The sequence below is a fragment of the Pseudoalteromonas citrea genome, assembly GCF_000238375.3.
Lineage (GTDB): Bacteria > Pseudomonadota > Gammaproteobacteria > Enterobacterales > Alteromonadaceae > Pseudoalteromonas > Pseudoalteromonas citrea.
The window spans coordinates 1-13,960 of record NZ_AHBZ03000017.1 but is presented as its reverse complement, the minus strand read 5'-3'; the positions used below and the strand labels follow the sequence as shown (position 1 = coordinate 13,960).

Here is a 13,960-nt window from a genome sequence, read left to right as displayed (position 1 = left end):
CCATTTAAAGACTCAAAGCACTCATAAACGTATTTTTGACGCGTGATAAATTCACTTTTGAAGGATGTTATTTTTTGTCGTCGATATTTTGACAGATATAAAAAGGGTAACTTATTTCATGGATTTGATTTTCGGTACTGCCGATCTCCTGCATCATCTAATTGCCTGCAAGCCTAGTGAGCTAACAAACTAAAAAGTGATAAACGGTATACGCCTGTTTCTTTGCAATAGTGTTTGACGCTAAACGGCCCTAGATGGTTACAGTATGCAAGGCTCGGTAAGAACTATCTAGGATATACCGTTAGCGACAAGTTATCTTGATAGGTACCAGCAGGCATAAGCTCAATATCGCCAAGCTTGAATTCAAATCCATACCATTTATTTTTTACACCAGGGTAAAAATTATAGCTACGATAGAGGCGTTCAGATGATGAAATTTGTGAATTATCGAACTTGATAGAATAGTCTATCAGCGCTTGAGTGTTAGTTTTGTGGCGCAAACCATTATATTCAGAATCTACGACAATATCGTAGGAGCTGTTACTAAGCACTTTAATGCCCCAATTAAAACGCATATTACTTTTTAATTCACCCAAATCGATATGGTAGTTGCCATTACTACCCGACACTTTACCTTTACTTGAGTTTGACAGAGAAATAGCAACCTGAGCTTCAGAGTAATAGCTTAAATCTAAATATTGCTGATCAATGACTTCGTTGTTTTTTACAACAGAAACAATAATGTGGCCTGTATAAGCACCAGCAGGAAATAAGCTATAGTGCCTTAATCTAACCCACATTTGAGTTGAACGCTCTTGTAGATCCGAGCGCCAAATGCCATTGCGTACCTTAATTTTCTTAAACTGTGAATCATACAGCTTTGCGTATTTGTCCTGCGTCGGGCCTGAAAACACCATTGAATAGTAGTACACGTCTTCAACCCATATTTCATCTGCACAATCCAATAAGCTGTCTGAGACTTGTACCTTTATAGGTATATATACGGTAACTCGGTTGTTATACTCTTCAATTATGTCCGACGGGTTTGATGTAGCAAGCATATTGCCATCGCAGTCATTCCACCTTGCTAAAGCACTCGGTGCAGACAGTAAAAAGCTTAACAGCATAATATAGGCTATAAACTTCATTTGTTGTCACCTCCTTTTGATTGGCTATTCGTCAGCTCAAGTGCTCCGACTCTTATAAAACGTTGCTCTATATCAGCAATACTAAATTGCCCGGTCATACCATTTATTTCAACTATATAATTTCCAACGCTTATACCTTCTACAACAAAGCGCCCTGTCCTATTGGTAAATATTGCGATGTCTGTTGCAACATGATCTCCACCCTTTAGAGTTTGCTGTTTAAATACTCGCCCCCTTTTCATTGCAATAGGCATGCCTTTATCGTCAACTAAGTTTCCTATCACGGTATAAGAAAGCTCTGAGCCAATCTCAATGTGGTGCCCTGTTGCAGCACCTCCAACAAGAACATACATGCCGGGCCCCCAGTCATAGCCTAAGGGCGCATCCGGCACGTCAACGTTTAACTGTGAGTTAGTATAACCAGTTCCAAGCTCTATTAACGCCCCCATATGTTGGTTCGGCTTTGTTTGAGCTCGCCCTTGGCGGTCTACGTTTACTAAAACATCAGCATGCTTTAATGTGTCATGCTTGGTGATTACGGCAAACGGCGCTGTTGATGTTGCCCCCATGCCAACATACCCATCAGCCACCCCTATACTAGAGGATAGATTGATGCTAGAGCGACTATCAGCTTGTGGTTGATCGCGAGTATAATTAGTCGCACTCACATCAGCCCTTATAAATGCACTCGTATAACTTGCGTCAAACTGTTCTTGTCTAAAATCACTGCCTTTTTCCGTACGTATTTCATAGCCGTAATCATTAACGAAGTTATTGTTTGTTTTCGCATAACTGGCACTGGCAACCTTGTCTCTGCTGCTATATTGGGCTCGAGCCCGATTATTCGTGCTTCGATTATAATGATTCCATGTAAAGTTCAAGAAAAACTTGTTTTCAGAAACAACGCGCGTATCGATACTATCTTTATATGAAAAGCCTGTGCGAACGCGCATACCTTCGTAACGCACGTTAAGTTCAATGGATGCATTATCGGTCACAAAATTATCACTACCTCGGTCACGAGACGCACTTAAGTTAAAGTCCATATGCTCGTTGATAAAATAACTATAATCAGCGAAGGCTCTTTTACTACTTGCGATGGTACTGAATTCTTGCCAGGGTGTATTGGTAAAATCTTGTCTAACTTCATACCCTAATCGTAAATTGGGTGAACCGAAATTACCATGCCCAAAAATACTATGCTCCGATTCAATAGAATAAATATTGCCGGATTGTTCCTGAACTACTTTACTCTGTGAATAACGAAGCGACAGGTTACCCACAACGCTATTTACGGTCGCGATTGACCCGATCACATGACCTGTTGGATGCACAGCACCATTTATCCCTAAAGTAAGCCTATCAGTGACTCCGTACTCATAATTACCAGAAACAAAAACATCATCGTCATAAGTGTAACGATCTTGCTCTATTGAAGAGAGACGACCAAGGGTAAACGCGTAATCACTTAAACCCTTTGCGAGCAACCTTGCATTATAATGAGTGGTAAAATAAAACTCCTGAGTTTCCCCATTAGCATAAGTGGCAATCACTTGAATATTATTGACACCAGAAGCAAGTGGGAGGTCACTGAGATCATAGCGTCCAGCTTTTAGCCTGACCCGAGAAATTAAAAAGTCATTAATATAAACTTCTAGGTTAGCGGCACGTGGGAGCACAAACTGTTGACTATTGCTTGGTGTGATCCGACGTTGGGGTTGCAGCCTAGAATAGGCTTTCTCAATACTAATCCCGGCAAGCTGAGCACCTGATAGGTGCCCTGAACTATTAATTTGTGTGTCTCCAAATGTAAACCGAAGCGGTGCTTCGGGTATGTCGTAAAATAAGGCAATGTCACCGCGGTAAACATCGCGAGCTTGGTTATCACCATTTTCCCAAAACAGAGAACCTCGCATATTGACTCCATCACCACCACCAACATTGGCAGTCATAAGCCACTCAAGCTGAGACCTGTGATCATGGTTATTATTACTACGCTCATGGTTCAGATTGAAGTTGTTTAACATCGCCCAGCTGGTTTCATCCGATGGCCTATCAAAGTGCTTTTGCTTACCGTACGTTAAACTGTCAGTCGCCATAGCGCGCTCAGCCAAGGTCATATCAATAGTAAGGTCTTGAGCCTGCATTTCTAAATGAATTCCCTGCTCTGCGTATTCTGCTAATGTGATTGCTGCATTGCCTTTGCTGATCAGCCATTTATTGACTTTATCGCTGAGTACGGTTTGCAAACTACTTTTAAATTCATTTGCAGAAATAGAAGTAATTTCAACACCGTTACTAGCGGCAGAGACTTGCCCCACTTCGGCAGCATTTAGCCGCACGGGAAAGTCCATGTTGAACTCCACAGCAAAAGATGAGCACGCCCAAAATAATACAAGTGCGAAGGTGACACACTTATACTGTGCAGGCCGAGAGAAAAAGCCCTGTTTCGTCATCGCGTGTTTTACTTTTTGTTAAAGAGATTAATTAGTTCGGCGCTTACTGCGGGGTTACCATCTAGCAGAGGTTTGATGTCAAGCTCAACGGTATGACTAGGCATAATAAAGCGCCCAGGTGTGACAGATTGAAATTGTGCCCAATTAACAACCGTTTTGCCTTGATGAAACTTATATTCGAAGTGCGAAAGATCCAGTACTCGTTGACCTTCATTGGTGATCGCCAATTTACAGTCGTCTATTTTGGCACAGCTCAGTGTACTTTTGTGTTGCGCACTGATCCCATCAGGGCTGACAAAAACCAAGGTTGCAAAATTAAATACCATTTTCACGCCAGATTTTTCGTCCTCATTGGGTAAAGGTAACTGTTTAAACACAATACGGTAGGAACTGGTTTCTTTTAGCTCTGGAGAACCTAAATATTTTGCACGAAATACTTGGTAACTTTTTGCTGGTACCTCTACTTGTGGGGGAAGTACAATAAAGTCATCTTCTGCCGAAACTAAAACTTCTTTTTGGTTCTCGTCGAATGTACGTTTAAAAACCTCAATTTCAATCGGCAGAGCACTGTCACTTGGATTTTGAAGGCGATAAGTGACGAGGGATTTTTTACCCTGTGACGCAAGGTCTACTATCATAGGTTGAACTTGGTAGGCCATTACCGGGGCCGACAACCACAAAAGCAATAACAACAGTTTACGCATCAGACTTCCAATTTAAAAACACGGTAAAAATTTTGCTATACGATACCCTGACTGTTCGTTAATACAAGCGTAAATTGTAATTGAAAGGTTTTAACTTATCTTTTAAATATATTATTCGCTCTTAACGAGTGAAAAATGCTACTTTGCTTACTAACAAGCTGATAAGACACCACTACTTTTTGATTTTTCTCTTCACTAATTAGCCCTGAGCTACAGTTTTGCATGATGAACGGTACAACGAATGTGATTTTACATTCCAGTTACTTAGGGCTCAGCGTATACATATACACAGTAATTAAGTCTCCATTCGCTAATTTAACTTTAGATTGTAAGCGCTGATATTCCTTGCCTTCAAATTCGTCTAGGCTGTCCCAATGATTGGACAAATTTTCGGATGAAAAAACATAACCGTTAACTTCATGCTCGACTTCATTTAAAACAAGTCCTGGGTAGCCCATTTTGGCTCCCCATCCTTCCTGTTTCAAACTACCTTTAACACTGGCCCTTTCCCATGTACCACCAATGTCGTTGAGAATGTGGTCATTAGGTTGATTTGGGCACAATGTGCCATATACAAAGAGTTTTTCTACCATGGCTAACGTCTTCCTACACTAAAGTTAAACGAGGTACATATCGTGAATGTTCGTTTATAAAACTCGCATCCTTCAATGAGTCTATTTTAATAAATTATAAAAGTCACACTCGTATCAAATGATGACTGTCGTTACGTATCAATAAAAGTGGTAGCGTATGCGTCACTCATGCTCTTCGTACTTATGGGCTGATTTTATCTCAACAATAGCGACGATCTCTTCATTAACATCGATGCCGCGACAGGTATCAATGTCAATAGAATAGAAAATTTCATGCGGCTTGGTTTTAAGCCAAGCCAAAGGGCATTGAATAAAATTTAGGCTCGCAATTTAGTGAGTATTTATCTTGTTATGAAAGTGCAAAAAGTCACAAAATAATTGTTGAATAATGGAGGATATCCCTCATCTTCAGACACCTTATCAGTTGTATGCAGATCCAAAAAAACTTGTCGCAGCTATTGTAAAAAACACGACCCATGATAAATGTTTTCCGTGCGAAAAAACAAATGATACACAGCCACTTAGAAAAAATACAACGCCAATAATCGATGTAATTTGACTATAAATATTTACACTGGGCATTGATAACACAACGAGGATTAGGGCAAATCCCCACCAAGCGATAGTCGTTAAATGCCATGCAAATCTTATAACTCGCTTGGTAAACCAATCACTTCCGAGTAATTTAGGCAAATTGTCACGTCGAAATAACCGAATAAGAATGTAACGCTCACCCAAATACGAATGAAAAAGCCCAATTAATATTAATAATATAGCGCCTACGATAAACATGGCTTCTCCATAGCGTTATCAAACAATAATAATCTCAATAAACTCGAAATATATCATCAAACTCTGTCAATATATAACGCAATCACCTAATCTGGCCGATACACAAGGCTAACTTCAGCCTGACTTAAACTGAAACATTTCTCCGCATTTAGCTACTTCATCAACAAGCCCATATTGAACTACCGAGCGGTAAGGCTATTCGTGAATGCACACCAATTTAGAATCGTTTTTTGCCATGTTATAGATGTTTTAGACACTAATTTGGGGATTGTTACACAAACGTGTATGCCAGTATTATCATAACAACTCACGCACTCTACATTAGAACTTACGTCATCGAACTACAAACACGAAGCAGCCTATTCTGATCACAAAACCATTATGTAGTGACCATAGGCTATTGTAACTTATTGTGAATAAATCAATTATCGCAATAGAAATTGAGTGGTTTCAGCTTATTTACATTTCAGAGACAAATATCAAGCCATTAATTTGTATATAATTTCAAGGTTTCGTCAAAAGCCCCTTATGTAACAGCTCGAATCTTGCTTGATTGAAATGTGCAAATATTGTGAATTTTAAGGTTTGGGCCTTGCGGTTATTGTCACCTTAAGCTAACTTGCTTGAACAGGCTTAAAATAGCAAACCTTTTGAAAGAAAGGGACGCAAAGCTTCCGGTCTAAGGTGAGAACTAAGATAGCGGGGTCGCTGAATGCCAACGTTTATGAATGCGATTAACGAGCATACTTTAGTGCGTATGCTCGTTACGCAGCTGATCGGTATTCACGCCTATGACATGTAGTGTCATCCCCCGTACTTTGGGCTTTTCCTCATACCTGAATTTGCTCTAGCTATTACAGCCTGTTATATATGGTCGAACGCCTATTTAGCGAAGACCAGCAGGGAAATAACATGTCAAATGGCAATGTTTCGGGGAATCTTCATGAGACAAAATAGACACAACAAGCAGTACCACTTTTTAAAAGTGGGGCTCTGCGTAATGGCTTTGGGGCACTCCATAAGCAGCTTGGCTGCACAATGTGAGTTTAAAGTTAAAAATGAGTGGCAAAGTGGTTATACCGCTGAAGTGATAGTGCATAACGATACTGACACACCCATAAGTGAATGGGAAGTGGGGTTAGAATTTAATCACGGTGAATCAATCAACAATGCTTGGCGAGTGAAACTAGACGGCAACAACCCATATCAATTTAAAAACCTCAATTGGAACAGTAATATTAATCCGAATTCATCTCAATCTTTTGGTTTTAATGTTAATAAGAGTGATGGGCAAAACGCCATAGAGCCTAGACTATTCGGTATTTGTGACAGTGGCTCACACACTGATGATGACGAGGTGAAAGTTGAAATAACAGCATCTCAAACTCAAGGAACTGCACCCGCAACAATTCGCTTTTCCAGTGAGATTAAGAACTCACCATCGACTAATTTGAGCTACCTTTGGAGTTTTGGTGATGGCCACAGTTCAAATGAAGTAAACCCTCAGCATATATACGAGCAAGCGGGCTCTTATCAGGTTTCATTTAACATAAATGATGGCACTAATGACTACCCCGCTTCCCCTATTGAACTCACTATTGGTGAACCCGAGCCAGAATCGGCCCACTGTAGTTTTAAAGTAGAGCAAGAGTGGAATTCAGGGTTTCGTGCAAAGGTCACCATAACCAATACTGAAAATGTCGCCATTTCAAACTGGAAAGTGTTGATGGCGTTTGCAGACGATACCAAGTTGACTGGCGTTTGGCATGGTAAACACAGTGGTAATAATCCGTATGAGATCATTAATGAAAACTATAATGGTACGATCAATCCAGGTCAGAGTTTAGATTTTGGTTTTAATGCACAAAAAGCTCAAGAAAATGACGCACCAACAACACCATCAATGGGCGGCTTATGCAACTTAGACGATACAGTTAATCATGCCCCATCAGCAATTGCATCTGCTTCAGTAACAACAGGTGAACGCCCTTTAACGGTGAATTTTGACGGCAGCAAGTCCTCTGATCAAGACGGCGATGAGCTCACATATAGCTGGGATTTTGGCAATGGCAACACGTCAAATGAAGCAACCCCTAAATATATTTTCGATGAAAAGGGATTATTCGCAGTCACATTAACCGTAAACGATGGAGTAAATTCCACGATAAGTGAGCCGCTCAGTATTAATGTATCAGAACCTGATGTAACACCTATAAACAAACCATTAGTGTTAAACCCTCAAAGTTCGCGTCTTCATTTTGTCTCAACCAAAAAACAGCATGTAGTTGAAGCACACACGTTTAACACTATGAGTGGCAGTATTTCTACCGAAGGTGACGCGAGGTTAAGTGTTGATCTGACAAGTGTCGATACAGGTAACGACACCCGAGATACCAGAATGAAAGCCTACTTATTCGATACCTCCGTATTTCAAAAAGCTGAAGTGCTACTTTCAGTTGATTACTCTGCGGTGATGGCACTCCCCATTGGCAGTGCTGAAAAACAATCAATTTCTGCCACCGTTGACCTCAAAGGCGTAATAGTAGAAGTCAACGCAGACATCATAATTCGGCGCCTAACTAACGATAAAATATTGGTGCAAAGCCAAAAGCCTATTTTGTTAAACGCGACAGACTTCGCCTTAGAGTCAGGTATAGAAACGCTTAAAACATTGGCGAGTTTATCTGTTATAAGTTACGCGGTTCCCGTGAGCTTTAACTTAGTATTTGAAGCTCAACAATAGGAGGGGAATAAGATGAAATTCAATAATTTACAACGTTTATTTACCTTAACTCACGTTCGGTCTATCACGCCAGTAATAACGAAGTTTACTATCTTTGTTAGTTTTATGGTGAGTATGCCTTTCGCTCATGCAGCACTATGCTCTTTCACTACCCCAGACAATTGGAACAATGGGTTTAAAACCGAGATAGTCATTGAAAATGACTCAAACCAAAACATCAATAACTGGTCCTTGGAACTAACCTGGAATCAAGGCGTGTCATTGCAAAATGGCTGGAATGGCAATTTCAATTGCGATGATTCAGGTTGTACGATTACTTCACAGGGCCATACGATTCACGCCAATCAATCATTTGGATTAGGGTTTGTAGCCAGTAAAAATGGATTGGCCGACGCGGTAACAATAAGTCTCAGTGGCAATGTTTGTACAAATACAGAAGAACCTCCCTCGGATGATGTAACCGAAACTGGTTTATGGGAGCTTGATGAAATAGAGTCTTCTTTAAATTATGTTTCAGTAAAAAAAGATCATATTGCAGAGATAAATCAATTTGTGGCAAACACTCTTACAACCTCTGCTCTATCTGGCAGTATTGATGAACAAGGGAGTGTTAAGCTCGCTTTAGATCTCAATAGTATTTCTACCGAAGTAGACATAAGAAATAGTCGTGTTTTAGATTTACTGTTTGAAACAGATTTATTGCCTATGGCTTACTTTAGTACTCAGATCGAACAAGCATTGTTAAGCAACCTAGTTATAGGCCAGCCAACTACGCAAAATATAACAGGTCAAATTAGCTTACATGGTGTTAACCAAGAGGTTAGCTTGGATGTTTTAGTCGTAAAGCTGGCGTCTGGAAGAATAAATGTTAGTACGTTAACGCCCATGATCATCGACAGTAAAGCCTTTGATATGGATTATGGAATAGAAGCGTTACGTGTAGTCGCAAACTTAAGTCACATTGGTGAGGCCGTACCGGTTTACTTTAACCTAACTTTTTTATCTGCTGAACAAGACAGCTTTCAACCTGTTGCCATGCCAAACAAGCCCTTAGCACCGACAGAACTGAGTGCGAATGTTATTTCGACCGATAACAAAGCGCACCTAAATTGGTATGACAACAGCAATAACGAAACGCATTATTTAGTGCGTTTTAAATCCGTTGATGGCCGCTGGCAAACTAAAGCAGAACTCGCATCCAACTCACGTGTTTATGAGTCTGGCTTACCTGAATCTGGCGAATTCGATTATAAAGTTATAGCACTTAACAGCTCAGTGCCTTCAGAGCCGAGTAATATCGAACGTGTGGTAGTAACTCAAACTGATCCCATTGCCAGAGGCATGCAATTATACAAAGGCAATTGTGCAGGTTGCCACGGCTCCGAAGCGGGTGGCTTGGGGTCATTTCCCGCGCTTGATACTGAGCGAGATATACAAGCCATGATAGATATAATCACAACGACAATGCCTTACGGTAACCCAAGTGCCTGTGATGAACAATGTGCAAGTGATATAGCGGCCTATATACAAACGCTTTGGCCAGCCACTTTAGCCTGTGAGCCAACGGTAACGCCCATTGCTTACGGTGCAAGACAGTTGAAAATTTTGACTCAAACAGAGTATCAAAATACAGTAGAAGACTTACTTGGTGTTGATTTTATCGTGTCAGACGGTTTATCCCCTGATTCTCAGGTTGGTTTTTTTATCAACAATACCCATGCCAGTGTCCAGCCATCAAATTACAGTAATTACTTGCTAGTGGCTGAAGAGGTATCACAATGGGTTGCTGAACAACACTTTTCACCTGCTTTAAGTTGTGCTGCCATTGATGAAGACTGTGCCAATAGTTTGGTTGATGAGTTAGCACCTAAAATATTCCGTCGCCCATTAACCCAAGATGAGTCACAAAATTACAGACTAATTGCAACTGGGTTTTTCCACAATGGCGATATTGAAGCTGGAATGAAGTTAGCCTTGGAAGGGCTACTGTCATCACCACAGTTTATCTATCGCCACGAACTAGGGGAACCAAACCCTGATAATTCCGAGTTAGACGCTGACACCTTTGAACTGACTTCTTGGGAAATGGCGACCTTCCTCTCATACACATTCACCGGTTCAACACCAGATCCACTGCTTTGGCAAGCTGCTGAACGTGATGAACTTCGTGATGAAGCCACTATTACCGCGCATGCAAATCGCCTTGCCGGGAGTGCTAAATCTGTCCTAGGTGATTTTGTTGGAAGTTGGTTAGGAACCGGTAATTTAGAAGTTGCGACTAAGGACCAAAACATCTACCCGGGTTTTGCACAATTGGTCCCAGCGATGAAGGCGGAGATGAATGAAACCTTTTCATACATTATGACTGAACCTGATGAAAGCTTCAGTTCATTCTATACAGCAAACTTTACGTTTGTAAATCAGCTACTAGCTGAACACTACAACCTTGCTGGTGTGACTGGCGATGAATTACAAAAGGTTGATACGACCCAACGCGGTGGCATATTAGCAAATGGTGCATTTATGTCTCGTTGGGCTGAAGTTGGTGAGTCTCACCCTATTTTACGCTCGGTAAGAGTGCGTCGTCGTATGCTGTGTCAAGAGCAACCCGATCCACCTGCTGGAACCTTTGAAGCCAGGGAGCAAAGGCTTGCCGAGCTGTCTGACATGCTGCAAGACCCAGCAACAACTACCCGACTCAAGTATCACAGCTTAACGCAAGGCCAGCCATGCTCTAATTGTCACGAAAAGTACATAAACCCTATGGGATTTGGCATGGAAGACTTTGACGCCGTGGGCAAAGTAAGAAGCAATGATAAAAACGGTAATATAATAGATGCATCGGGCACCCTCTACGCACCCGAGAAGTATGCTCAAGTCAGCGACGCCGTTGCATTTTATGGCGCTAAACAATTAGGTACCGTTATTGCCGACCTCTCTTCTGCTCAAAGTTGCTTACCACAGCAAATGTTTCGCTATGTTATGGGGGTTGGCCACGACTCAGTCGACCCGTCGAACGACGAAGATAAACGCCTATCTGAAACAGAGCAAATCGGTTACATGTGCGAAATAGACACACTCACAGATGCCATGATGCAAAATAGCCCAAGAGCCATGTTAGAGAAGTTTGGTTCATTGAAGTCTGTGCGCTATCGCAAAGCTTGGTCAAGAAATTAACAGTGCGGGTCACAATACAAAAGGTTAGTAAAATGAAAGATGAACATTTAAGTAACATGACTATGTCACGCCGTAGGCTATTAAAAGTGTTTATGGCATCAGGAATTTCTGCCGCCTTGATCCGCACATCACCGTTGGTATCAGGTTTACTTTTCGCAAGAGATGCGGATGCTCAAAGTGCGGGACTACCCAATAAAACGGTTTCAATTTATATACCTGGTGGTTCAGTAGCCTCGCTTTGGAACCCAACAGGAAGCGGTGAAAATATGCAGTTAGGCGTCATGTCAGCAGGATATGACCCAGTAAAAACTGACTGTAATTTTATGGTCAATATGTCGCATTCCAATGCAGGCCATGGCCGTATGCCAATTCTGCTTGCTAAAAACTGGGGAAGTGACAGTTATGACGTCACTATGGGCAATGCTTTGGGGCCTAACCTACCATTTCGCTATCTAAATTTAGGCGTTCACAGCAATGGCCAAGGTCAATTAACCAAAGACAATCGAAATCACTTACCATTTCAAGAGAACCCTTTCACCGTATTTAAAATGGTGTTTGGCAGTGCACAAGGCAGTAATAGTAAAACGCCGATCATGGACGCACATATGTCAGCTGCCAATGCGATCAAAAACAAACTTGCGGGTTACGAAGTGCAACGAATGAACGATCATTTAGATGCGATCTCTGATACACAACGGCGTTTAGATGCGCTTTACGGTGGAGTCTCCTGTGGGATTGCACCCGATGACTCTGAGTTTCCTCTTACTTTTGATACGTTTAGTCAACAAGCGCGTTTGCAAGCGGATATTGCAGTAGCGGCATTGCAATGTAACCTAACAAGTTCGATATCATTGGCGTTCGGAAACCATCAATCTGAGTTTCGTATTCCAGAATTGAATTTCCAAGGGCACTACCACAATGCAATACATGGGGGGAGTAATGGCCAGCCAAACTATCCGTATTACACCGAAATGCGTAGCCACCTTGGCAGCTTAAGCGCGTATTTGATCCAAAAGCTAAAAGCGGCTGGCATACTCGATAGTACGGTAGTTTTAGAAACATCAGATATGGGGCATGCAGATAAGCATTCAGCGAACCCGTGTTCGTATCTCATTGCTGGAGGTGGCACTCGGCTCAACACCGGGGTAGTCAGTGATGTGGGCTCTGGTTATCACCAACATGACCTACTGCATACAGCTGCCAAAGCATGTGGGGTAAACCTCGATTTTGGCCAAGAAATCCCAGGGATCATAGCCTAACAAACAATCATTTAACAAAGCCCCTTTATTAGGGGCTTATGAAATACATAATGACATAAAAATTACAAGAGGCTCGATTTGCTGTGTCATAATACTGTTTAATTAGCCTGCTTGAACACTGAATCTGGCTATACGCTATATGTGCAGCAAACAGCCCTTCCCTTCCTGTTGTTAGGCACCAATCTTAAAGCTTAGTCGTGGCCCCTAATAAGAGAGTAATTTATAAAGCATCAACGCAAAATTAACTTGGAGCAATGGGCCAAAATAGTCACAAAGAGCGCTACTGCCTTTGACAGAGTTAAGGCTCATAGGTGTTAGTTTTAAACTTTGCGCTCGATGAGCAAGCTTATGCCAATTGAACCAATAAAAAAAGCACAACAACGATTAAACAATTGCTTCATATTTGGTTTTGAAAACCAATTGCGAAGGTAAACGCCGAAAATGGCGTATACAGAAATAGCTATTAATTCTAAAAGTAAAAATGTCGCACCTAACATGAAAAACTGAGCCCCAGCACTTTCATTAGCATCTATAAATTGCGGTAAGAATGCTGTGAATATTAAAATAGCCTTTGGATTACCTGCGGCTAATAAGAACTCCTGTTTGCCAAGCTGATAGAGACTATCATAGTCTTCCTTTTGCTCTTCAACTTCTGAAAGTTTCGTATTCCATAATTTAAAAGCAACCCAAAATAAATAAACAACGCCTATGATTTTTATTGTTAGGAAAATAGTTTCTGAAGCATAAAGTACTGTTGCTAATCCTGTAGCCGCTAAAAAGATCATAACAATAAATGCTACAATTCTTCCTAGTCCTGCTCCAACAGCATACTTAAAGCCATACCGTTGCGCATTAGCCATAGAAAGTAAATTGTTTGGCCCTGGTATCATGTTCAAAGCAAAACATGCAGGTATAAATAAAACCAATATGAAGAAATCCATGTGCAGAATGATCCTTTAAAACTAACGAGTCTGTAGCATTACTCGTTTTAATTTATTTTTATTTATTGATGCCTTAACCTTAGCTGAGTTCCTATTTTGACTCAATCGTTTAGTGGCTTTTCACTTTGATTTTCATTGTGTGCTTTG

At 41.1% G+C, this 13,960-nt stretch carries 8 protein-coding genes and 1 riboswitch; of the genes, 3 read left to right on the top strand and 5 right to left on the bottom strand.

Features of this window, described 5'->3' with window-relative positions; all coding sequences use genetic code 11:
- Nucleotides 1-284: 284 nt before the first annotated feature.
- The 4 genes from PCIT_RS11120 to PCIT_RS11105 all read right to left on the bottom strand — a co-directional run bounded on the left by PCIT_RS11120 (nt 285) and on the right by PCIT_RS11105 (nt 4,901).
- On the bottom strand, nt 285-1,148 hold the full coding sequence (locus PCIT_RS11120; protein WP_010363473.1) for a hypothetical protein: 864 nt from the start codon (nt 1,146-1,148) through the stop codon (nt 285-287).
- Entirely contained in the window at nt 1,145-3,502 is a 2,358-nt protein-coding gene (locus tag PCIT_RS11115; protein WP_010363475.1) for a fimbria/pilus outer membrane usher protein, read from the bottom strand. The genes PCIT_RS11120 and PCIT_RS11115 overlap by 4 nt, the downstream gene beginning before the upstream one ends.
- A 110-nt stretch (nt 3,503-3,612) precedes the next feature.
- Entirely contained in the window at nt 3,613-4,308 is a 696-nt protein-coding gene (locus PCIT_RS11110; protein WP_010363476.1) for a fimbrial biogenesis chaperone, read from the bottom strand.
- Nucleotides 4,309-4,568: 260 nt separating this feature from the next.
- Nucleotides 4,569-4,901, bottom strand: a complete 333-nt coding sequence (locus PCIT_RS11105; RefSeq protein WP_010363478.1) for a gamma-glutamylcyclotransferase family protein — start codon at nt 4,899-4,901, stop codon at nt 4,569-4,571.
- 1,422 nt (nt 4,902-6,323) lie between these two features.
- Nucleotides 6,324-6,406, top strand: a riboswitch (cyclic di-GMP riboswitch).
- Between the two features lie 230 nt (nt 6,407-6,636).
- Here PCIT_RS11105 and PCIT_RS11100 point away from each other — a divergent pair.
- From PCIT_RS11100 to PCIT_RS11090, 3 genes are read left to right on the top strand one after another with little or no spacing between them, the layout of a single operon-like run.
- Complete coding sequence (locus tag PCIT_RS11100) at nt 6,637-8,436, top strand: cellulose binding domain-containing protein (protein WP_010363482.1); 1,800 nt, start codon at nt 6,637-6,639, stop codon at nt 8,434-8,436.
- Between the two features lie 12 nt (nt 8,437-8,448).
- The gene (locus PCIT_RS11095) at nt 8,449-11,613 is read left to right on the top strand and encodes a DUF1592 domain-containing protein (RefSeq protein ID WP_010363484.1); all 3,165 of its coding nucleotides are present in this window, start codon (nt 8,449-8,451) and stop codon (nt 11,611-11,613) included.
- A gap of 32 nt (nt 11,614-11,645) precedes the next feature.
- A complete protein-coding gene (locus PCIT_RS11090) occupies nt 11,646-12,872 on the top strand; it encodes a DUF1552 domain-containing protein (protein ID WP_010363486.1) in 1,227 nt (408 codons plus the stop codon).
- A gap of 320 nt (nt 12,873-13,192) precedes the next feature.
- On the opposite strand, the gene PCIT_RS11085 is transcribed toward PCIT_RS11090, so the two are convergent.
- A complete protein-coding gene (locus PCIT_RS11085) occupies nt 13,193-13,813 on the bottom strand; it encodes a LysE family translocator (RefSeq protein WP_010363488.1) in 621 nt (206 codons plus the stop codon).
- Nucleotides 13,814-13,960: the final 147 nt, after the last annotated feature.

Coding starts and splice junctions, on each gene's coding strand:
- PCIT_RS11095 (WP_010363484.1), top strand. CDS start 8,449: ATGAAATTCAATAATTTACAACGTTTATTTACCTTAACTCACGTTCGG.
- PCIT_RS11110 (WP_010363476.1), bottom strand. CDS start 4,308: ATGCGTAAACTGTTGTTATTGCTTTTGTGGTTGTCGGCCCCGGTAATG.
- PCIT_RS11115 (WP_010363475.1), bottom strand. CDS start 3,502: ATGGACTTTCCCGTGCGGCTAAATGCTGCCGAAGTGGGGCAAGTCTCT.
- PCIT_RS11085 (WP_010363488.1), bottom strand. CDS start 13,813: ATGGATTTCTTCATATTGGTTTTATTTATACCTGCATGTTTTGCTTTG.
- PCIT_RS11090 (WP_010363486.1), top strand. CDS start 11,646: ATGAAAGATGAACATTTAAGTAACATGACTATGTCACGCCGTAGGCTA.
- PCIT_RS11100 (WP_010363482.1), top strand. CDS start 6,637: ATGAGACAAAATAGACACAACAAGCAGTACCACTTTTTAAAAGTGGGG.
- PCIT_RS11105 (WP_010363478.1), bottom strand. CDS start 4,901: ATGGTAGAAAAACTCTTTGTATATGGCACATTGTGCCCAAATCAACCT.
- PCIT_RS11120 (WP_010363473.1), bottom strand. CDS start 1,148: ATGAAGTTTATAGCCTATATTATGCTGTTAAGCTTTTTACTGTCTGCA.